Genomic DNA, 21,197 nt, shown 5'->3' with positions numbered 1-21,197 from the left:
GGCCCTTTAAAGGATGAGCCAGTCGCTGGGAGCGACGCTAATGGTTATCTCGCAGAGGATAAATACCAGGAATGGAATTCTTTTTTTCCTGTGCGGAAAAGACTGCGCCGCATTATTGTAATTGACTGATTTTCAATTCTGCAAAAGTACTTTTCCGCACTGGCATGTTTTGCGGGGGTGTAAGTCGATACCCTAACTCTGACTGCTTAAGTCAGGGCCAATTCCCCCTCCACACAATGATGCTTGAGCTGCTTCCAGTCAATGATGGCAGTTTCAAGGAATAGAACACTCGAAAACAAGGACAATAAAATGGGACGAGTACAAGGTAAGGTGGCAATCGTAACCGGTGCCGGCAGCGGCTTGGGCCGGGCGATCAGCTTGATGCTGGCGCGAGAGGGCGCCCAAGTCGCTGTGTTGGATATCTCTGATTCAGGTGCTGACGTGGTCAGGGAGATCGAGCAAGCCGGTGGCACAGCCCGCTTCTGGATCGCGGATGTCTCAAATGAAGAGGCCATCGCATCGACCTTCAGGGGTGTGCATGAGCATTTCGGGCAAGTCGACGTGCTGGTAAACAATGCCGGTATCCTGGGACCTCAGGAGGCCACAGATAGTGTCCAACTCAAAGATTGGGAAAAGCTTTTTAAGATCAATGTGACTGGGCCATTTCTCTGCACAAAGCACGCTATTCCCTACCTGCGCCAGAGCGGGCGAGGCAGTATCGTGAACATGTGCTCTATCTACGGCCTGACCGGTAGCGCTGACTCGCCCGCTTATCACTCGGCCAAAGGTGCCGTGCGGATGATGACCAAGACCGATGCGATCATCTATGCCGGGGAGAACATCCGGGTCAACGCGGTGTGCCCAGGCACTATTCTGACGCCCATCAATGTCGAGAAGGCTAAGCTGATGCCGGGTGGTCTGGAAAAGTATCTTGCCGACATGAAAGTGCTCCACCCCTTGGGCATCGGTGAGCCTGACGATATTGCTTACGCTGTTCTGTATCTTGCGTCGGACGAGTCTAAGTTTATGACCGGTAGCGAGTTGGTTGTGGATGGCGGTTACACCGCGCAGTAAAATCAAGGTCAGAGGTGTTGTTAGATATCTCTGGCCTGGTTCTCGCGATCAGCTGGGGCGAGCCCAGATTGACACCGTATCGGCTTCAGTTCTGGGTTATGTTGAACACCGGTAGGACAAGTTTTCCAAGCTTTTCTAGCACGTCTTGGGCGCGATGGCGGGGCGGCTTCAAGTTTGTCGCGAAGCAGTAAATCCCAGCTTGCTATTGTTCAGCCAAGGACTCGATGAGTGCCTTCCGGCCGCCACGCAAATACCGATTTGTCTGCAGCGGCGCGCTTGGGGTTGCGTGAAGATCGAACATAGTTCCATATCCCATTGGCTAAAGCCGTACGGCTTGGGCGGCTCTCCAATCTGGAACGACCTCACCCATTCTCTTGGCGTCCGAACCAGGCCAGATCCATGCCAAAGGTTTGAGCCAGCCAATTGATGGTTTGACGTGCGTGCCCGTTGGCGATGACTGAAAGGCCATTTACTGGCTGTGGGATCAGATCGAGGTTGCCTTTCTGATTCCCAATGTGATTGGAACGGTGCGACGAGAAGGATTGGGATGTGAGCGTCCGAAGCATCTCAACTGTCTCCCTGTAACGCTCTGTTCTTAATTGGAAGTCGATGCCCAGCGCCGGGTATTACGTCGCACGATCTCCCGATGCCAAACTCGCTAGGCTCTGTACGAAATCCCGAGAAACCCAATCGCCGCGCCTCGGGAGCTGAGATTTTGTAGAGTGCCCGTCATCTACGGAAAGGAATTCTGTGATGGCAAAGCGTTACGAACTCTCGGACGAGGCCTGGGATGTGGTCTCCGATCTCTTCATCGAAACCGATGGCCGCGGCCGGCCGCGCTTGAGCGACCGCCTGATGCTTGATGGCGTGCTCTGGGTTCTCTGCTCGGGGGCTGCGTGGCGAGATATGCCAGATCGATTTGGCCCGTGGTCAACGGTGTATCAACGGTTCCGAGGTTGGCGAAACCAAGGGACATTCGATCAGATGCTCAAACGCTTGCAGCTCAGGCTGAATGACAAAGACCTGATTGATCTGCAAACCTGGATGATCGACTCGACCGCAGTACGTGCAACCCGAGCCTCATCTGGCGCTCGGAAAAAAGGGGCCTGACGAACCTGCCGATCACGCTCTAGGTCGCAGTCGTGGTGGCCTGACCACCAAAATCCATATGCTCTGCAATGCCAACGGGACACCGTTGCGCTTCCTTCTCTCTGGCGGTCAAGCCAGTGATATCAGCTACGCCCAGCCTCTCCTGAACGAAGTCAGCATTCCTTCAAGCCAACGTGGTCGCCCGCGCAAGCGCTGCAAATGGCTGCTCGCCGACAAGGGCTACGACGCCGAAGCGCTACGCCGCTACTGCGACCAATATCGAATGCAGCCCGTCATCCCGTTGCGCTCGATGAAGCGCAAGCCCAGGCCTAGCTTACCCAGACTGTTTGACCGGCCCAAATACCGACAGCGCAACATCATCGAGCGCATGTTTGGCTGGCTGAAAGAAAACCGCAGGATCGTGACACGCTTCGACAAACTGGCGAAAAGTTATGCCGCCATGGTCTCACTGGCTTGTTCCATGCGGTGTTTGCGACATCTCTTTTCGTGCAGAGCCTAGAAAGCGGCCGCCCAACAGCTGGTCTGTACTGGAGAACTGTTTGGCGATCATCACTGGATCGTAAATTGGAGCGACGATACCTGGAGTGGCCACCGCTATCTTTCGGGTTATCGAAGCCGTCCCTTTGCTGAACGAAACGCTCGCTTTGGTTGTGAGCCCCAGGCACCCCCTGGCGAGGAGCGCTCCATTACTTCGCACGTCCTGAGTGCTGAGTCTTTGGTTCTGTTCAGCACAGAATTCGCCACGCGCGCACAAATCGACCGCTACTGCCGCAAATATGAGATTCGCCCTAAGGTTCAGATGGAGGCCAATGCCCTTGGCGCAGTGATCGAGATTGTTCGCCGGACGAATCTCTCCACTTTATTGCCTGCGAAGATTGCGCTGGCCCATGACGACCTGGTGGCCATCACCCTTGAGCCAGAACGCCTGCAGCGAAAAGCCGTCCTTATGCGCCGAAAAGAAGCATTTCTGAGCGCGGCGGTACGAGCTTTCATTGAGCTGGCTAAAGAAGTAGCCAGCGGGCTGAGCGTCTCCTAAAACAAAAAACCTGATCCTTCTTCAGAGAAGGATCAGGTCAGGGATGACTTACAGGCCCAGCTCACTCAGGCCTGGGTGATCATCCGGGCGGCGACCCAGTGGCCAGTGGAACTTACGCTCGCTTTCCTGGATGGGCATGTCGTTGATGCAGGCGAAGCGGCGGTGCATCAGGCCGTCGGCTTCAAACTCCCAGTTTTCGTTGCCGTACGAGCGGAACCAGTTGCCCGAATCGTCGTGCCACTCGTAGGCGTAACGGACGGCGATGCGGTTGTCGGTGAAGGCCCAGAGCTCTTTGATCAGGCGGTAGTCCAGCTCTTTTTTCCATTTGCGCGTGAGGAAACCCTGCGCTTCTTCGCGATTGTTGGCAAATTCGGCTCGGTTGCGCCACTTGGTGTCCAACGTGTAGGCAAGCGCAATTTTCTCAGGGTTGCGAGTATTCCACCCGTCTTCAGCGAGCCGGACTTTTTCAATCGCCGATTCGCGAGTAAAGGGAGGAAGTGGCGGACGAGCTTGTTCGTTGGACATGGGGTGCCTCCAATCTTTTGGATAGTTAAGTCGAGTGGGTGTTACCAGGATTTCAGGCGCTTACGCGCTGTACTTCTTTGAGCAGTAGCTTGGCGACTTGCCTTGCACTTTCCAGGGCTGTGAAGTCTCCCATCACGCGGGCGACGGTTATTGTGCCTTCTATCAGCACGAAGAGTTGCCTGGCCAACACGACTGGATCTTCGACATCCAGCGCGTTGGTCAGCTCGAGCGTGTAGTCCAGAAGCTTTTGTTTATGCAGCTTTGCGATCTGTCGAACCGGGTCGTCTGCGTCGCCAACCTCACCGGCTGTGTTGATGAACGCACAGCCGCGGAAGCCGTCAGATTCGAACCAACTTTTGAGCACATCGAAAATGCCAAGAATGCGTTCTTGCGGCGTTTGCGCTTTTTCGCATTCATCCCTGAACCACTGCATCCAGCGTATATCGCGTGCATTCAATGCCGCGGCTGCGACGTCGTCTTTGGTCGCAAAATAGCGATAAATACTTTTCCGAGCTACGCCTGAAGTCTTTACCAAGAGGTCCATGCCGGTGGCGTGAATCCCGTTTTCGTAAATCAGCTTCTCGGCAGTGGCCAGAATTTTTTCGCGTGTATCGGTCATTGGTTTGTACATGTAGCCAGAGTAGAACGATCGTTCTCCCTGGTCAAGCAGTGGTTGAACTTTTGTTGCTCCGTTGAATTTGATCTCGGTTTTATAGGATCGCCGCACCGTCGCTCCCACAGGATTCGGGGCGCCCATGCGGGCATTGTTACCTGGGCGGCAGCGCAGCCCGCAGGGCTGGATAATCTCTCACAGGTGTCGTGGTAGCTTGCAGCCCGCGTTTGGTCGGTGGTAGCCAAAGATCGCTAGCCATTCACGAAAGTCCGCTTTCGACCCATAGCTGCCAGTCGAGTCCGGGGCCCTACGGGCCAGAAGCAGACAATCAAGAACTCTCCAGGCAGGTATCTCCGTCGTCAGCTTGACCTTCTGCGCTGGGATCTCAGTTTTCAGGTGTACATGCCCTTGATATGAGCTAGGAGCTTTGCTTGGAACTCTGGTATACAGGAGTTTCTCATCCGCGGTTCAACTGTGGAATCAGTTGCAATCTGCTATGCAAGCCCCCTTTCATGAATGTATTACCTAGGAATTACGATATGAACCAGGAGCAGTTGGCGTCAGTAAACCTAAAGATAGGCAACTGTGACTTTAAGGGCGCCGCCGATGAAATGTTGGCAATTGCCACATCGTTGTCCGAGTCTGGATGTGAGTCGTTATCTGATTTTTTAGCCGGCTATGCGTACGATTTATCGGGGAAAAAGCCCGATAGCAGCAAGCTCTCACAGCGCCTCAAGGATGAAATTGAGAGGGGTGAAAAAAATATGGCCGATATAGATGGTCAGATAGATATACTCATGCGTGAGATTTATGATTACTTTCTGGCCTTTGAAGATATATCAATACTCCAGAACCCACTACTGTTGCGGCCCATGTTTTTCAGGTCTGAGAACCGGGAAAATTTCCCGTTCATCAAAAAGTTTTTTGATGGGAGTAGCGACTGCATAACAAGTGAGAATTTTCATGAGGTATTTAGGAAGCAAATTATCTTCTACGCAAACCTCAGCATGTATGGCAAAAAATCAATTCTACATGTGGGGCAAAGGAAGACAAATATTGCCAAGGGAAAATATTGGAAATTCGTCGAGCTTAGGAGGCAGTGTAAACAGAAAATATCATGCCTCGATCAGATTCAGGAGTTAATTAGCAAGCAAATAACGTTGAGCAGGGAGCTGGAGGGGCTGAGTAATAAGCTCATGAGAAATGATGAGGTCGCTCATTTTTCTCAATCAGAATTTAATCGAGATTTAGAGTCATTCATGGCTACTTTGACTACTGAAGAGCTTCAGTTAATAAACTTTGGTGAGTGAGGTGAGTTTGTGTCAAGCAAGGATGAAGACAAGAAGAACCCGCTGATAGATCTAGCGACTCTGGACGACTTCGCGCATATCAACCCAGCTTCAATCATGGCGATGAGCAACTCGCTGCATTTTCACACGCTGGAGCATGCGTTTAGAGAGGCTGCTCAGACCGCAGAAAACACAGGCAATGCCGCTGCTTTTAGGGCCTACAACGTCTTGGCAGTTGTCTGTAGCTACCGCTTCAATCCCTGCAGGCCCGACACCTTCTCACCCCAGATTATTTTCAAGGGTAAGCGCACGCTCATCCCGAGTGATTACCTGGGCGAACAACAAGGAGTTCTTGTCCAGATCGCCGAGCAGATTGACCACCCCCTACTTCGTGCCCGGATCGCTGACAGTTGTTGGCATGTCAACCGAAGGCTCCATGCTGTCGCCACGCTTGCCGCCAGTTCGTATTTGAATGCGGTAGAACTCTTCTTCAAAAGAGAGTTGCTCGATCGATACGAGTCGGATTTTGCTGTGCCACTCAAGGTGGTTGATCTCATTGATCGGGCATTCGCTATCTACGCCTCTGTTGGCAAGCGCAATGAGATCCCAGACATCGCCAAGCAGGTGCTGAAACGGGCCTATGAAACGGCCAAGGACAATGAGTGCTTGGTCGCCTTCGTGAGGTTGTCATCCATTGCCCGAGACTGTGGACTACTTGAGTGGCAAGACGTTGCTAGCGCATCTGAAGCGATGGCCAACGCCACGAAAGATAAGCTGTATGCCGAGGCCGTGAAGAGGGTGTGGCTCCATGCGGCTCGCGCTTATCTCAAACTCGACGACAAGGAATCTGCTGTCAGATGCAGGGTAAGTGCCGTCGAGCAGACGTTACGGATGCGGGACGAAGTCAGCACCGCCCTGGCAAAAGCTTCATGGACACGCAGCGCTATTGGAGAGCTTCGCGCAATTGGCGGCCTAGCGGAGAGAATCGAGACCCTCAAGAAAGAGCTTCAGCAGCACGAAGAGGATTCACTTTCCGAGTTTGGCTCGTTCAGTGTGCCGATGGATTTAACGGATGAGCGTCGGGCGACGATAGAAGAATTCGAGCTGCTTAATGTTCACGAAATGTTGCTGCGGCTGGCATTTACATGTCGCGCCCCAGACAAAGTAGCGCTTCATAAGAACTGCTTGGGGAAGAGAGACAAATACTTTTTGTCGTCAATGTCCGGTAAGTCCTATGCCGATGAGCGAGGAAAGGTTATCGCGACGGCGGCGCATGTACCACATGGCAGTGAACCGCCAGAGGAGTGGTTTGATCATGAAAGCCTTAGTGAGGCAGGACTTCACTATCACATAGCGACAGAGGCTTTTATCCGGCCTGCGTGTATCACGATGAGTCGTTGTCAGCTCATTGATGATCGGCATTTTGAGCCGATTGTCTGTAGCAGTGAATTCGTGCCACCAGGGTTTGAGGCAATTTTTTCCCAGGGTTTTTCAAAGCTTGTACAGGGGGACATGGTCTCGGCAGCTCATCTGCTGATTCCGCAGCTTGAGAACGCCCTCAGGCATGTGCTGAAGAGCCGCAGATCGAATACTGTTAGGCTGAATGTGGATCTCACGCAAGAAGATCAGTCACTCAAGCAACTGCTCTCAAACTACTGGGTGGAAATAGAGCAGGTGTTTGGGGTGGATAACACGTACCTATTCCATATCTTGTTCAACCTCAAAGGTGGTCCTATGCTAAGGCACGAAGTGGCGCACGGTAAGCTTTCAACGGCACAATGCTTTGAGCCCTCCTGCATTTATGCGTGCTGGTTTATTTTCCACCTTACGTGTGTCCCTCTTGCCCCGCACTGGAACTCAGCAATAGCAGGAGCGATTCAAGAAATTTCAAGCTAGGAGGCGGTGCTTAGGAGTTGGACTAATCTGGAGTTTGTAATGAGCTCCACATCGGGCTGTATTGCCCCTGATTTCGTAGCCCCCATGCATTTGCTCGAAGGGCTGCTTGTGGCCGTTAGCCGACATCGGTCAACGGCTGCAATGGGTCGATAGCAGCCATCCGTGAACAGCGTTCGCTCCAGATCAGCCATTCGTGAAGGCAGTTAACCGCCCAAAATGAAGACACTCACTGGTGGCTTATCCGCCGCTGTAGGCCCTAGTATTCGCCTGTCACTTATCTGAGCCATTGGCATGTAGCGAATGACCGCACTGCAAACGCCTCAGCGGGAGAACTCTGCCAATAACGCCTTGACTTCCCCAGGCCCCATCGCACTCAAAGCCAGCGCGGCAACCTCGCGCATCGGCTGCCAATGGCCCCGTTGAAAGATCGATCGATCATGGCAAGGCAGGTCGGTGTCTGCCATCTATGAATAGAGCGCCCATACGCTGTTCAATGGCACCGCAATCGAACCAGGCAAGGCATTGCCGACGTCCTGGAGCGCGTCCTGTACATGACGCATCCTTGTATTCCACACTTCACAAGCCAGGCAGCCTGGAAGCGCATGCTCCTGCTGGGCCGCGGTCATGGCAACGAACTCAAGTGCCGGAACCAGACGCGCTATCGCGTCAATTGACTCAAGTTCATCTGCGCCATACCAATGGCCAATCAGCTCGGCAAAATCAGACATCTCTTTGACCTTTCAGGTTGAGGTGCATGGGCCAATCACCTGCCGACCTCTCAGGTAATGCTGCCCAGAACTCCAGTGCATCCTTCAGCGCGAGTAATTGCCATTACACCTGATGGTGCCAAATGCTGCCGGTCTATGAGTCGATGCCACCGACACTGGACGAACGATGATCGAATCACAAGGAGGTGCAGCATTTTCCGGCCTGCAATGCCAGCCTGTCGACCCCTCTGACGCAGAGATAATCTGCCCGCATCGCCAGGACATTTTTCTTGAGGCGAGTGAGTCATCAATTCGCTTGTTGGTGACAGCTTGTGGCAAATGTCAGCTCAGCGTCTGCTTTGGGTCGTTAGCGGCCAGTTACGGCCGGCAGCTTTCGACCCAAGGCAGGCGCTGACAAACTGATTCGCGGGCGCGCCGCGCACACTGTGGGAGCGGCTTTAGCCGCGAACACCGGCGCAGCGGGTGCCAGGCTCCGCGTTGGTTTCTTCGCGGGCGCGCCCGCTCCCAAAAAGATTGTTGTTCGGCTCACCGGTTGCTATGGGTCGATCTCTGCCGGTCAAGACGTAACCGGGCGCTGGTCACATATGATGCAGATGGCTGGTCAAGTCGAATGCAAACAGGTACTCAAGTGAGAAGCAAAAGCTTGGTCAAGTGAGGAGCAGTTTCCCGTGATCATCGACAGTCCTTGGGTATTAATTCAAAGGTATTGGAATGATTTTCATTAGTTAAGGCGGCCACGCTGATTGACGGCCCGAGGCTCAGTTGTGCCTGTACCACTACTGGCAGAGTTCATATTCCAGCGAAAGCGTCGTGAACCGGAGGAGCTGACGGAGGCTTTGAGGTTCCAAATCATCCGAGAGAGGTCAGGGAGGTCGAGGGGAGGGGAGAGAAGGGAAGCACGCGTGCGACGCGCTTCCCCGCTGTGGAACATCAGGCTTTGTTGGTGATGGTTACCTTGATGCATTCATCCGCACGACGGCCCTGCTCCAGTGCGTCCAGCGCATTCTCGAGGGGAAATACGTGGGTACGAATTGGCGACAGGTCGAGTTTGGTGCGCTCCAGGAATTTGATGGCATCAGGCCAAACGCCTGGCGAGCCGATGCAGCCGACAATGGTAAGATTGCGAGACTGAATCTTGCCCAGTTGAGCTGTGATGGGTCGATTGATGCTGATGCCCACCATGGCGATGCGGCCTTCTTCGCGGACGAGGTCAAAGACCACGCTCAAGGACGCGTCGTGACCGGAGGCTTCGACGACCAGATCAGCGCCGACGCCGTCAGTGGCAGCCATGACTTTGTCAATTACCGAGCCTTCGGTTGGATCAAAAGCCAGGTCAGCCCCCAACTTCAGCGCGGCTTCGCGACGGTGTGCGATCGGATCAATGACGATGGTGCGCGCCCCCGAACCGATAGCGGCAGCGGCCGCCATGAGCCCAATGGTGCCGCCACCCGATACCACCACGGTCTGAGCGGCATCGGTGCCGCCGGCCTTCTTGATGGCGTAGTAGCCGCAGGTGAAGGGTTCGATCAAAGAGGCGGTAAGATCATCAACGCCGTCAGGCAGTTTGTGCAGCCACTCTGGTCGAGCTTTGAAGAATTGAGAGTAGGCGCCGTCCAGTGAGAACCCGAAATGATGCAGGGCATCGGGTAGCTCCACCACGCATTCACCGGTCACGCGGTCTCCAACACTAAATCCGTGTGCGGACTTGCCAACTGCCGCGATCCGGCCCGACCATTCGTGGCCAGGCGTGACTGGGTAAGAGATCGGAATGATGTAGCGGCCATCGAGCAGCTCGTAGTCCGAGTGACAAACGCCAACCGCAGCCATTTCGATGAGAACCTCGTTCTCATCGATTTCTGGGCGCGGAAGCTCTTTGACAACAGGCTGTTTAGGAGCTTCAAAAACTACACTTTTCATCTGCATCTCTCCTAGGGCCATCAGCAATGACGGCTCGGTATTTCGGTGCAATCGGCGCCGCACCATTTATTGTTGAGTTCTTTACCGCTTCAAGTTATGTATTTGAGACCCGTCCACTTTGCCCTGGGGCAGTCACGGGGGCTCGGCAACTGATAGCAACATAGGTTTAGTACTTTGATCTATCCGGATCAAAGGCGCGTCTTGTGCTTTGGTAGAACCATGGCGAACCTAGATACGCGAGACACTGAGAGATATGAAACCTGCTGAAGATGGACTACCGGTGATGTGGGTGCTGACGCCGTCATAGCTGGAGGACATGCTATGGCCTAGCGATACGTCTTCGAGCGACCCAGTCACGGAGAAACACCTTCAGGATTTGTTTTTATCAGTGTCCGCTGCGTCTTAGGTTATGTGCAGCGCTCCAGGCTGTTGTGATGGTAGCGATGCAGCCTTCCTCGATAAATGCCGGCCTTGGAATTCACTTTGTCAAAACTGAAAATATGAGTGCTTCCGCTTGGGGAGGATTTCAAGGGGGAAAAACAGCAACTGGCGTTTTGGCATCTAGTGAAGGCAGGACGTCTTCAATCCTGAGGAATAATAAAAATGGGGCCGCAGAGGGCCCCACATTTCAGCAGGATCATGCTTCTCAGGTAGTAGCACCAAGCCTCATGCCACTGGTGTCCTGTGTTTGTTCCACGGGCTTGTAAAATTTCAAGGCGAACAGCACGACCACGATGTAACACGGGGTGACCACAAGGAAGGCGTAGTTAATACCGAATGCGTCTGCGATCAATCCCATGATAGGAGGGATGATTGCACCGCCCGATACGCCGAACACGAGTGCGGCTGCGCCACGTTTGGTATTTGCACCGAGACCGCGCAGGCCCAAGGCGAAGATGTAAGCGTAAGTTCCGCCGCAGCCGAAGAAGGTTCCGATCAATGCGAATGTTGATGCTTTCGGAACATCCAGAACCACCAGCAGGGTTAGGATGACGTTCAGCATGCCGAAAGCTGCCAGGATCGCATTGGAGGAGAACTTACCCAGGAGCGCAGTGGAGACAAATCGGCCAGCCAAAAAGAGCGCCATGCCAACCGAGAGGAGGTATGCCGCTCTTTCAGAGGTGAGATCTGCCCAGTTTTCCACAGCGAAGTTGATGAACAGTGCGCCCAGACCAATCTGGCCGCCCACACTCAACCATTGAGCGACGACGGCCCATACAAAGTGGCGCTGCTTGTACAGTGGCTTGGCTGGAGAGACCTTCAAGCCTTCGACTGGAATTTTTTTTGCCTCGGGCAGCCAGGCGCGACTGATCACAAATGCCCACACCAGTACACAGGCGCCAATTGCGGCGTAGGTCAGTTCGACGGTACGCAGACCTTCGCGAGCCGTAGGCTCCAAGCCAAAGAACAGTGACCCGCCAATGATGGGGCCCAAGAATGCTCCAACGCCGAAGAAACACTGAGCGACCGCGATACGGCGATCGCCGGTCTTAGCGTCACCCAGCAGAGTCACGTAGGGGCTTGCAGTGGTCTCGATGAAGCACAGGCCGCTCGCGAGGACAAACAACGAAAGTACGAAGAGCTCGAAGCTGGTAGCTGCTGCTGAAGGAATGAACATGAAGGCGCCGAGCGCATACAGCGACAGTCCGAAAAGGATGGACTTCTTGTAACCGAAGCGCTCCATCATTCGACCTGCTGGCCAGGACATGATGGCGTAGGATCCGAAGTAGGCGAACTGCAGTAAGGTGCTGCGGGCCATGTCGATGTGCAGCACTTCTTGGAAATGCTTGTTCAGGACGTCCAGGAGACCATAGGAGAGGCCCCACATGAGAAAGAGGCTGGTAGTGAACACGATAGGCCAAAGCAGGCTTTTTCCGGTCGTTTCAAGTGTTATCGATCCCGAGTTTTCAATCGGTGCTGGCATGTCGGTGTGCTCCTAAGCGCGGCTGCTGGAGAGCCGCTAATCATTAATTGTTGTTAGGCACCTACGCCTTGGACGAGGTGCTTCATAGGAGAGGCATTAAGAATTGAGCTGAGAGCTCTGCATGTCGTACCTCATTCACCACCCAGAGGCTGGTAATCTTTTTCTTGTAATAGAGTGAGGCTCTCACCAACCAGATCGAGAGCTCCGACTGAATAGCCCAGTGCAACGCATGATTGATGGCGCCGCAAGCACCCGCAGGTATGCTGCCTTAGTCGCCCTGAGCCATCCAGGCTTCTTCAGACAGTCTCCAGCAATCCGTTGCAGGATCTAGCGTCAACAAAGCTAGGATTCAAGCTATATCTTCATGGTGAGCAATAAAATAATTGAAACTGAAAATCTATTTTTCAGGCGTGAAAGAATTTTCCTTAAATAGTTAAATCGTTTCCAAATTTTGAGGCAAGCTTTGGGTGTGTGTGTCATAGGACGCCGCTTTCCAAGGTGGTAGCTAGTCGCTAAATACATTCAATTCTGAAAAACTGTTTTCCGGAAACTGTATTCCTCGAAAGCGTTTGTTTCGTTAGCGTGCCTGAATATCATGGTGCAGCTCCCACTAAAACAAGAATGAGGTGACACATTTTGATTACTGCCGCGATTTTTGAGATCTGGCGCAGCCTGTCAATCTCCATGGCGTCAACGCTTGCCCCAAGCCGGGTGGTTATTGATACTCGGAAAGGACTCCGAGAGTGAACGCATAATCCCGTTGACATCGGCCTCTATCTAGAGGGCTTGCGCACCGAATGCCCAGTATGGGCATTCGATTTATCGCAGATGGTGGGGCTATCCTCGCGAGCGCGCGTCCGCCGATACACTCGAGTCTTCAGCACTGACTTCGGCCATGACTGCGTTAGTCACCGGCATTCTCAGGGCAACGACAGCAGCGAGGGCGAAAAAGCCTGCGCATACGATTAACCCCCCGCTGAAGCCGATCCAATGCGAGATACCCGCTAGGCCAAATGGTGCCATTGCCGAAACACCCCGACCAACGTTGAAGCAGAAGCCCGCCCCGGTTGAGCGCACACGAGTGGGGTAGAGCTCCCCAAGGTAGGATCCGAAAAGTCCAAAAAATGCGGTGAAGACACCGAAGAGCGGTCCAAGCCATAACAACGTGCTGGGTTCGTGGGTTATCGCGTAAATCGGCATCACAACAGCGACGCCTAGAAGGGTGATGATAATGGTGCGGCGCCGGCCTATGTAGTCAGCGAGCAGCCCGAATCCGTTGTACCCGATGAACATGCCGACGTTGAGGATCGTTACAAAGATCGCAATGGAGGAGGCAGGAAGGCCGCGCTCGGTTGCGAGATAGGTGGGGAGCCACGTCATGGCTCCCCAGTACCCTGTCAATGCCAGTGCCGCCATCAGCGTGCCCAGGAGGGTTCGCCGCTTAAGTTCGCCTTTGAAAATGTCGCGTACGACAACATCGCTGGTCTCATTTAATCTGGATTCTGTCCAGCTCGCGGACTCTTTGAAAAATATAAAAATGAGCAATACCGGAAGGGCCACAGAAGCTCCTGCGACCAGGAACATAGTGCGCCAGTCAGGAAGGAAATACCCTGAGATTAAGGCTGCGACTGCGCCACCTGCGGGAAATGCACTGATCACGAACGCTGCGGCACGGCCACGGCTCTCTGCTGGCCAGGTCTCCACGATGTAGGCTGAAACCACACTCCACACCGCACCCAAACCAACCCCGGCAAGGAATCTCAGAATGAGGAAGCCCGCGAAGTTTGGGACAACTGAGAGCGCGGCAGTGAAGGTGCCAAATGTGCAAAGAGCGGCGAGTAATGCTTTCTTTCTACCAAAGTTGTCTGCTACGTACCCGCCGGCAACGCTGCTTACACCGATACCAACCAGTGTCGCTGTTACGAGCAATCCCCCTTGGGTGACGGTGAGGCCTATATCGTTTCGCACTGATGGGAGGGCCAAGGAGAGTAGAGTGATTTCGACTGCGTCAAAAAGGTAGGCGAGGAAGCACCCGCCGAGAACAACCCAGCGATTTTGTTTCATTTGATGGCACCTTACATAACGCCATTAAAGCTTGGCGTGTTTTTAATTGGATTAGTCGTTCACCTTCTAATCGAGAGCCTCTTCTCAAATGGAGACTATCGATCGGAGCGGCGATTTAAGCGTTTACCCTGTCTGTCTTGGCCTATCGCCCCGGAATCGAGTAGCATCTGGCAAATCTTTTGTCTCAGGCCTGATGAGGCGGCGGTGGCTTCGAGGGCGGCAGGTAATTGGTAAGACACCCCATTTAGTTGGCTCATGTTCCATCTCCTTATTGAGTGTTATTACTGGAGCATGTTTTTGACTCATCTACCTACGGCGACCGATATGGCAACAAACAGCTTGGGCGCGTTAGCGAACACTTAGAAAGATCTCTGGGGCAACCCCAATCGAATTAAGGCAAACTGCAGATGCGGAGCGCGACTCTCATTTTTGGAGTTTGGCGGAGCGGCACCGTAGGTTAGTCTGACCCTAGCGGCTTGGCGCTTCCGGATAAACACCGCTCATGAAATACATTATTCCCGATTTGAAATTATGGGTTGTACTTAAGGGGCGCGTTGACTTTTCCCTATGGCGAAAAACAGTTTTCCTTAATCAGGCTTTTTCAGCCCGGACTGCGTTGGTAGCTTCCCTGTTACGCAATAATCACAACAAGAAGGGGGACGGGATGAAGCTTTCTGGCAAGGGCATTATTGTTACTGGCGGTGCGCAAGGGATCGGCCTGGGTATCGTTGAGCGTTTGGCAGCAGAAGGTGCCGCTGTAGGGATTGCAGACCTCAATTTGGGTGCAGCGCAACGTGCCGCAGAACAAATAAAGGTGGCAGGCGGGCGTGCAATAGCGCTTGAGGTCGACGTCTCCGATCGGGCGGCCGTACAAGCCGGCATTGCTCGGTTCGTCGATAAGTTCGGTCAGCTCGACTGCTACTTCAACAACGCTGGAATGAACATTCCTATGCCGTTCCTGGATATCACTGAAAGCAACTGGGATCTGATCATGCGCGTCAACGGCCTTGGCGTCCTCATCGGCATTCAAGAAGCTGCCAGACAGATGATCAAGCAGGGCACCAAGGGAAAGATCGTCAACACCGCCTCGATTGCTGGCCGACAGGGTTATGCGGACTTCGCACCCTACTGCGCGAGCAAATCCTCTGTGATTTCCCTTACTCAGGCCGGAGCCCGGGCCCTTGCACCGCAAGGCATCACCGTAAACGGCTTCTCCCCAGGTGTAGTCGCGACTCCGCTCTGGACGAAGCTGGACAAAGATCTGATGGAGATGGGGGTGAGTGAAAAGGAGGGCGAAGCTATGGATGCTTTCTCCCAAGCCATTTTGCTGAAACGTGCAGCCCAACCAGGAGACATATCCGGCACCGCACTGTTCTTGGCGTCGTCCGACTCTGACTATGTCACTGGCCAGATCATTCCAATTGACGGGGGGATGATCCTTGTCTGACGTTGCCGACGATAGCCTGGATATGCTCAACAACATAGTCAAGATAGCGAATTTTTGGTTTGGTTGAGGAAGCAGAAGGTCCGTTGGGCCTCCCTTCGGTGGTTTAAGTGTTGTGATCGCTTTTGGTTGGTCATAGCGTGCGGCTATGATCAACCCTTTTTATTTTTGCAAAGTGAATTTTATATTTTGTCAATTTGGCCAGGCCCCTATGTGGGTTCTTAGAGTGTGCGGTAGTGAAAAACAGATTTCCAACCTTGTCGCTTTTTTTGGAGCTTGCATAATTCTACGATCGCGCCAGCGACAATTTAATCTAGCTAACCTTCTTTAGAGATTTAATGAGCACTTTGGTTGCTGGAGGCTGTCGCTGTATCGAACACCATAAGCATTGAGGCCTATTTGCCAGCCGAGAAGTTTGTGGGGCATTCCGATTTCCAACTTGCCCGTTCGCCTATCAAACAAAAACAATAGTAGGTAATTCGAATGATACAACCTTTCGGAAACATATCCCGCAAAGCAAGCTGCCGCTTAGCCTTATCTATCCTGTCCATGGCCATCGGATCGGTACAAGCGGCAGAAGCTTTCAGTTCCAGTTCCCCCTGGATGTTGGGTGATTGGGGCGGAGCGCGTAGTGAGCTGCTGGAGAAAGGTTACAGTTTCACCTTGGGCTATGTTGGTGAAGGGGCTGCCAATATTGGTGGGGGCTACAGCTCCCACAAAACCGGGCGGTATACCGATCAACTTCACCTGGGTACCACGCTGGATCTCCAAAAAAACTTTGGGTGGGACGATGCTGAATTTCAACTTTCCATAACTGAACGCAATGGACATGACCTCAGCCAGGAAAATATTGGTGACCCACGGAGCGGGATGCTCAGCTCAGTTCAAGAGGTGTGGGGCAGGGGGCAGACGTGGCGTTTGACTCAGGCATGGTACCGTCAGAGCTTCTTCGACAAGGCGCTTGACCTGAAGCTGGGCCGCGTCACCGTGGGCGAAGACTTTGGTACGTTTTCCTGCAAATTCCAGAACCTGACGTTTTGCGGTGCTCAGGCCGGCGATTGGGCTGGGGACATTATCTACAACTGGCCCGTCAGCCAATGGGGCGGTCGCGCCAAACTGCATCTTTCGCCTGATACCTACTTCCAGGTAGGTGTGTACGAGCAGAACCCGTCGTACCTGGAGACGGGGAATGGCTTCAAGCTAAGCGGTAGTGGAGGGGAGGGCCTCCTAATTCCGGTCGAAGCGGTGCATCAGATACACCTAGGATCAAATGACTTGCTTGGTGTGTATCGTGTGGGTGCCTACACCAGTAGCAGGACGGGCAATGATGTATACCGTGCGACAGATGGTAACCCTCTACCACTGAGTAACGCCTCCCCCAAAGAGCATGACGGGAAGTATGGCGGCTGGGTTGTGGCTCAGCAGCAGGTTTATCGTGACCCGCAGAACACTGCTCGGGCGCTAACGCTTTTCGCAACCCTCACCCTGCATGATCGAGCAACCAGCTTCATTGATCGTTATGCCTCGGTAGGGGCGTTCTACAGTGCTCCTTTCGACTCACGCCCGGACGATGAGATTGGCATCGGCATCTCCACCTTGCATGTGAATTCTCGCGTGCGGAACCGTCAAGAGATGAGCAATGTGGTGTCAGGGAACTTGGGTTACGACAACCCAGGCTACATTCCGCCTCAGCGATCGGAGCAAAACGTGGAGATTTACTATGGATTCTCCGTGGCTCAGTGGTTGGTTGTTCGCCCCAACGTTCAGTTCGTCAAAAATCCTGGTGGTGTAAATGACGTCAGTGATGCGTGGGTTGCAGGACTGAAATTCGATGTGAGTTTCTAAAGGCTCATCCTCATCGGCGAGCATCCGAACGCGGCTTGGGGTTCCGCTCCAAGTCGCGGTTTGGAATCAGCTGCAGAGGCAGAGTGAAACGGCTGCAGGAGCATTGTTGGATGCACGTTGTGTTTTTACTTTTCGCCATCTTCGCCGGATCCATGATGCCGCTCCAGGCAGTGGTCAACGCCCGCCTAGGACGCGCTATAGGAGGGCCAATTTGGGCGGCGGCGCTGTCTGCTTTGATACTGACGGCCATTTTGATTGTTGTCGCTCTTCTCGCTAATAAGCCATGGCCACGTCCCGCCCAAATGGGTGGGTTGCCTTGGTGGGCCTGGATCGGTGGGATATGCGGTGCGATTATCCTTTCGGCAACAGCAGCCGTTGTTCCAAGGATTGGCGCTGCAAGCATGATGGCGCTGATCATGGTTGGCCAAGTCGTAGCTGCGATTGCGCTTGATCGTCTTGGATGGTTCGGTCTGCCGCTTCAGCCCTTGAACACTCAGCGCGTCCTAGCCGCCTTGTTTTTGATCAGCGGCGCTGTGCTAATGGGCTTGAGCGTCGAGAATCGTTCATAAGCTGATTCCCCTATGAAAACCTTCTTCGCGGATGTCGTCAGTGGGATCAATTCAGCGTTCCTAGGCTCTGGGCCGGAGTGCTTCGACCTGTGATCAACGGTGTATCAAGGGTTTCGGGATTGGCGAAATTACGGCGCATCCGATCAGATTTTCAAACGTCTGCACCTGAGATTGAATGAGCAGGGTTTGATCGATCTGGAAGCCTGAATGATCCTTTCAACCGCAGTATGCGCAACCCGAGCCTCATCTGGAGCTCGGAAAAAAAGCGGCCTGACCTGTCTGCCGATCACGCTCTAGGCTACAGTCGCAGCGACCTGACAACTAAGATCCACATGCTCTTCGTCGCCGATGTGGCACTATTGCACTTCCTTCTTCCTGGCGGTCAAGTCAGTGACATCAGCTACGCCCAGCCACTGCTGGACGGAGTTAGTATTTCCTCACACCCACGTGGTCGTCTGCGTTAACGCTGTAACTGGCTGCTTGCCGACAAGGGGCACGACGCCGAAGCGTCGTGCAGCTACTGCGAACATTCCGGATGCACCCTGTCATCCCGCTAAGCTCGATTAAGCGCAAACCCAAGCCTGGCTTACCAAGACTGTTTGATCGGTCCAAATATTGGCCACGCAACACCATCGAGCGCATGTTTGGCTGGCTGAAAGAAACTCACCGGGTCGTGACACGTTCTGACAAACTTGCGAAAAGCTAGGCCTCCATGGTCTCACTGGCTTGTTCTATGCGGTGTTTTCCGAGAACTCTTTTCGTATAGCACCTAGCTTTTCTCAGGCTTGAGCGGCGGAGCTTCACCTAGCGAGGGCTTCGGGATATACGGAATCGAGTTCGCTCCATGAGTGGAAAGGCGAGGCCGGAGGTAATCGAGTAGCGCCCTCACTTTGGGTAGTCCTTCGCGGCTTTTCAACCAGATCAGGTTCATCGGCATGCTGTCGAGTGCCAAATCAGGCAACACCTCAACCATGGAGCCGGCATCAAGGTATTTTTGGATCAGCCAAGTTGGCAACTGCCCTATACCATGTCCGGCCAAAATGGCAGACACCTCACCTTCACCGTCACCCACTGCGATGCGCGTCTGGACAATTCTTCGTTCCACATCGCCAGGTAATCGGCCTTTGAAATACCAGGGACTCACCATGCCATCTGTTAGGCCGTAGCCAATACAGTGGTGGTTGTCCAAATCTCGTTCAGTCTTTGGTGAACCATGCGCTTCAACGTAGGCAGGGGAGGCGCAAAAGATCAATCGTTGAGAACCAAAATATTCATGGCCCAGCGCCGCTGGCCATGCATCACCCCCTCCGATGCGCACCACGATATCAATCCCTTCGTGGGCGGGGTCAATGAACCGGTCTGAGAATGAAATGTGGGGCTGCAAGAGGGGATGGAACTTCACGAATTCGAGAATCAGCGGCAAAACGTGAAGTCGTCCGTATGAGGCGGGCAAATCTATTCTGACTTTACCGTGCGGTTCGTTGCCCTCGGAAATGATCGCGTGTTCAACCTCTTCAAGATCTGCAAGAACGCCGGTGCACGTTCTGTAAAAAGCCACGCCTGCCTCAGTCAACGCGAGACGTCTGGTTGTTCGGCTAAACAACCGGGTTCCTAGTCGACCTTCAAGGCGTGCAACGCTTTTGCTGACGGCAGAACTGGTCAGGTTGAGGCGCTCAGCTGCAGCTGTGAAGCTGCCTGAGTCTGTCACCGCTACGAAGACGTCGATGCCCTTTAGCCGTTCAGACGAAAACATGAAGCCTCTCCGTTGTGGAATTTTTTTCCAAGCACTTGAGAAAATATGGCGAGAATCGATGGCCATTTCTCCAATAGGCTAACTCACATGGCGCTCCGCGTTAAGCCTCAAGGAAGGTTGTTTACGTTTCTTCCCACTCCTCCCTACCAATGGTGCTCGTCGCAGGGAGGGGCCGGAAGGATCGCGGCGCAAGTCTATGAATGGGCATTTGGAGATTGCATTGTGAATCTGTTTGAAGAAATCCGTATTGGTGACATCACCCTGCGCAATCGCTTCGTGATGGCGCCAATGACCCGCTCGCGATCCCCGGAAGATATTGCAACCGAGGCGACCGCTTTGTATTACACCCAGCGTGCAACGACCGGTCTCATCGTATCCGAAGGCACGCCTATCTCCCGTGAGGGCCAGGGCTATCTGTTCAACCCTGGAATCTTCACCTCTAAGCAAATTGCCGGGTGGAAGCTGGTTACCGACTCTGTCCACAGCGCCGGCGGTAAAATCTTTGCCCAGCTCTGGCACGTAGGGCGCGTTTCACACACGTCGATCCAGGTCGAGGGCTCTGCTCCGGTCAGTGCGAGCAGCAAGACTGCAGAGGGTGCCGTAGCGTTCGGATATGGTGAAGATGGAGAGCCAGGCTTTGTGGCGACTTCCAAGCCGAAACCTCTAAGTACTGAAGAAGTGGGCCGGGTGGTACAAGACTTCGTAAAGGCTGCTGAAAACGCAATTGAGGCTGGCTTCGATGGTGTTGAGCTGCATGGCGCGAACGGCTACCTCTTCGAGCAGTTCATCAATCCCAAGGTTAACGACCGTGACGATCAGTATGGCGCGCAAAGCTTGGAGAATCGTCTGCGATTCGCGTTTGAGGTAGTAGACGCCGTATGTGCTCGCATCGGCGCCGGGCGCGTAGGCATTCGTATCTCGCCTTATGGCCAACTCATGGACATGCCGCTTTACGATGAGATCGATCAAACCTACAGCGCACTGTGTGCAGGCTTGGGCGAACGAGGCATCGCATACGTTCATGTGATGGACCAGACCAATTTCTTCCTACGGTCCGAAAGTGCCGTTGCCCGAGACGAAGCGTTGCGAGCACTGCTGCGCAGTTGCCGTAAAGGTCTCAAAGACACTGCATTGATCCTCGCTGGAGACCTAACGCTCGAGCGTGCTCAAGAATTGGTAGAAAGCGGTTTGATCGACTTGCCTGCTTTTGGTCAACCATTCATCGCGAACCCTGATCTTGTGGTGCGGCTGAAAAATGGTTGGCCACTGGCAGTTGCCAACAAGGAAACCTATTACGGTGGTGGCTTGGAAGGCTACATCGATTATCCGCCATACGTTGCTGAGGCGTGAAAGCTTAGCTATTGGCATCTCGGACAATTAGCAACATAAATCAGGTGGTCGATAGCAGGT

The 21,197-nt window shown here is 53.6% G+C and carries 16 protein-coding genes and 1 pseudogene; 10 read left to right on the top strand and 7 right to left on the bottom strand.

What is annotated here, in order from left to right; translation table 11 throughout:
- Nucleotides 1–309: 309 nt before the first annotated feature.
- From IRZ77_RS00340 to IRZ77_RS00330, 3 genes are all read left to right on the top strand, one after another.
- Nucleotides 310–1,074 carry an SDR family NAD(P)-dependent oxidoreductase gene (locus IRZ77_RS00340; protein WP_196172543.1) on the top strand — a complete coding sequence of 255 codons (765 nt, stop codon included), beginning with the start codon at nt 310–312 and terminating at the stop codon, nt 1,072–1,074.
- Nucleotides 1,075–1,827: 753 nt separating this feature from the next.
- Nucleotides 1,828–2,683 (top strand): IS5 family transposase gene (locus IRZ77_RS00335; protein ID WP_196172542.1). Its coding sequence is split into 2 segments (ribosomal slippage): nt 1,828–2,166 and nt 2,168–2,683, totalling 855 coding nucleotides; the frame shifts between segments, so codons are not numbered across the junction.
- A gap of 18 nt (nt 2,684–2,701) precedes the next feature.
- Nucleotides 2,702–3,220 carry a LysR substrate-binding domain-containing protein gene (locus IRZ77_RS00330; protein WP_196172740.1) on the top strand — a complete coding sequence of 173 codons (519 nt, stop codon included), beginning with the start codon at nt 2,702–2,704 and terminating at the stop codon, nt 3,218–3,220.
- A 48-nt stretch (nt 3,221–3,268) separates the two neighbouring features.
- Here the strand turns inward: IRZ77_RS00330 and IRZ77_RS00325 are convergent, their stop codons facing one another.
- A complete protein-coding gene (locus tag IRZ77_RS00325; RefSeq protein WP_196172541.1) occupies nt 3,269–3,745 on the bottom strand; it encodes a nuclear transport factor 2 family protein in 477 nt (158 codons plus the stop codon).
- A 52-nt stretch (nt 3,746–3,797) separates the two neighbouring features.
- Nucleotides 3,798–4,376 carry a TetR/AcrR family transcriptional regulator gene (locus tag IRZ77_RS00320; RefSeq protein ID WP_196172739.1) on the bottom strand — a complete coding sequence of 193 codons (579 nt, stop codon included), beginning with the start codon at nt 4,374–4,376 and terminating at the stop codon, nt 3,798–3,800.
- Between the two features lie 521 nt (nt 4,377–4,897).
- On the opposite strand from IRZ77_RS00320, the gene IRZ77_RS00315 reads away from it, so the two are divergent.
- Entirely contained in the window at nt 4,898–5,668 is a 771-nt protein-coding gene (locus IRZ77_RS00315) for a hypothetical protein (protein ID WP_196172540.1), read from the top strand.
- Nucleotides 5,669–5,677: 9 nt separating this feature from the next.
- Nucleotides 5,678–7,543, top strand: coding sequence for a DUF7380 domain-containing protein (locus IRZ77_RS00310; RefSeq protein ID WP_328313398.1), 1,866 nt, complete (start codon nt 5,678–5,680; stop codon nt 7,541–7,543).
- 464 nt (nt 7,544–8,007) lie between these two features.
- On the opposite strand, the gene IRZ77_RS00305 is transcribed toward IRZ77_RS00310, so the two are convergent.
- The 4 genes from IRZ77_RS00305 to IRZ77_RS00290 form a co-directional block, all read right to left on the bottom strand.
- Nucleotides 8,008–8,271, bottom strand: coding sequence for a hypothetical protein (locus IRZ77_RS00305; protein WP_196172539.1), 264 nt, complete (start codon nt 8,269–8,271; stop codon nt 8,008–8,010).
- Nucleotides 8,272–9,201: 930 nt separating this feature from the next.
- The gene (locus IRZ77_RS00300) at nt 9,202–10,188 is read right to left on the bottom strand and encodes a zinc-dependent alcohol dehydrogenase (protein ID WP_196172538.1); all 987 of its coding nucleotides are present in this window, start codon (nt 10,186–10,188) and stop codon (nt 9,202–9,204) included.
- 646 nt (nt 10,189–10,834) lie between these two features.
- Nucleotides 10,835–12,112 (bottom strand): MFS transporter, encoded by a 1,278-nt coding sequence (locus IRZ77_RS00295; RefSeq protein ID WP_196172537.1) that lies wholly within the window; start codon nt 12,110–12,112, stop codon nt 10,835–10,837.
- Nucleotides 12,113–12,949: 837 nt separating this feature from the next.
- Nucleotides 12,950–14,176 carry an MFS transporter gene (locus IRZ77_RS00290; protein ID WP_196172536.1) on the bottom strand — a complete coding sequence of 409 codons (1,227 nt, stop codon included), beginning with the start codon at nt 14,174–14,176 and terminating at the stop codon, nt 12,950–12,952.
- A 502-nt stretch (nt 14,177–14,678) separates the two neighbouring features.
- Between IRZ77_RS00290 and IRZ77_RS00285 the strand changes: the two genes are divergently transcribed.
- The 4 genes and pseudogenes from IRZ77_RS00285 to IRZ77_RS26790 all read left to right on the top strand — a co-directional run.
- A complete protein-coding gene (locus IRZ77_RS00285) occupies nt 14,679–15,623 on the top strand; it encodes an SDR family NAD(P)-dependent oxidoreductase (protein ID WP_230386285.1) in 945 nt (314 codons plus the stop codon).
- A gap of 480 nt (nt 15,624–16,103) precedes the next feature.
- Complete coding sequence (locus IRZ77_RS00280) at nt 16,104–17,465, top strand: carbohydrate porin (RefSeq protein ID WP_196172535.1); 1,362 nt, start codon at nt 16,104–16,106, stop codon at nt 17,463–17,465.
- A gap of 110 nt (nt 17,466–17,575) precedes the next feature.
- Nucleotides 17,576–18,034 carry a DMT family transporter gene (locus IRZ77_RS00275; RefSeq protein WP_196172534.1) on the top strand — a complete coding sequence of 153 codons (459 nt, stop codon included), beginning with the start codon at nt 17,576–17,578 and terminating at the stop codon, nt 18,032–18,034.
- A gap of 93 nt (nt 18,035–18,127) precedes the next feature.
- Nucleotides 18,128–18,807: pseudogene (locus tag IRZ77_RS26790) on the top strand (IS5 family transposase); the annotation flags it as partial.
- On the opposite strand, the gene IRZ77_RS00265 reads toward IRZ77_RS26790, so the two are convergent.
- The gene (locus IRZ77_RS00265; RefSeq protein WP_196172531.1) at nt 18,804–19,787 is read right to left on the bottom strand and encodes a LysR family transcriptional regulator; all 984 of its coding nucleotides are present in this window, start codon (nt 19,785–19,787) and stop codon (nt 18,804–18,806) included. The pseudogene IRZ77_RS26790 and the gene IRZ77_RS00265 sit on opposite strands and share 4 nt — an antisense overlap.
- Nucleotides 19,788–20,009: 222 nt before the next feature.
- On the opposite strand from IRZ77_RS00265, the gene IRZ77_RS00260 reads away from it, so the two are divergent.
- Nucleotides 20,010–21,137, top strand: coding sequence for an alkene reductase (locus IRZ77_RS00260; protein WP_196172530.1), 1,128 nt, complete (start codon nt 20,010–20,012; stop codon nt 21,135–21,137).
- Nucleotides 21,138–21,197 lie beyond the last annotated feature (60 nt).

It is taken from the genome of Pseudomonas pudica (genome assembly GCF_015680405.1).
Classification (GTDB): Bacteria; Pseudomonadota; Gammaproteobacteria; order Pseudomonadales; family Pseudomonadaceae; genus Aquipseudomonas; species Aquipseudomonas pudica.
This window is presented reverse-complemented; position numbering and strand designations above follow the sequence as displayed.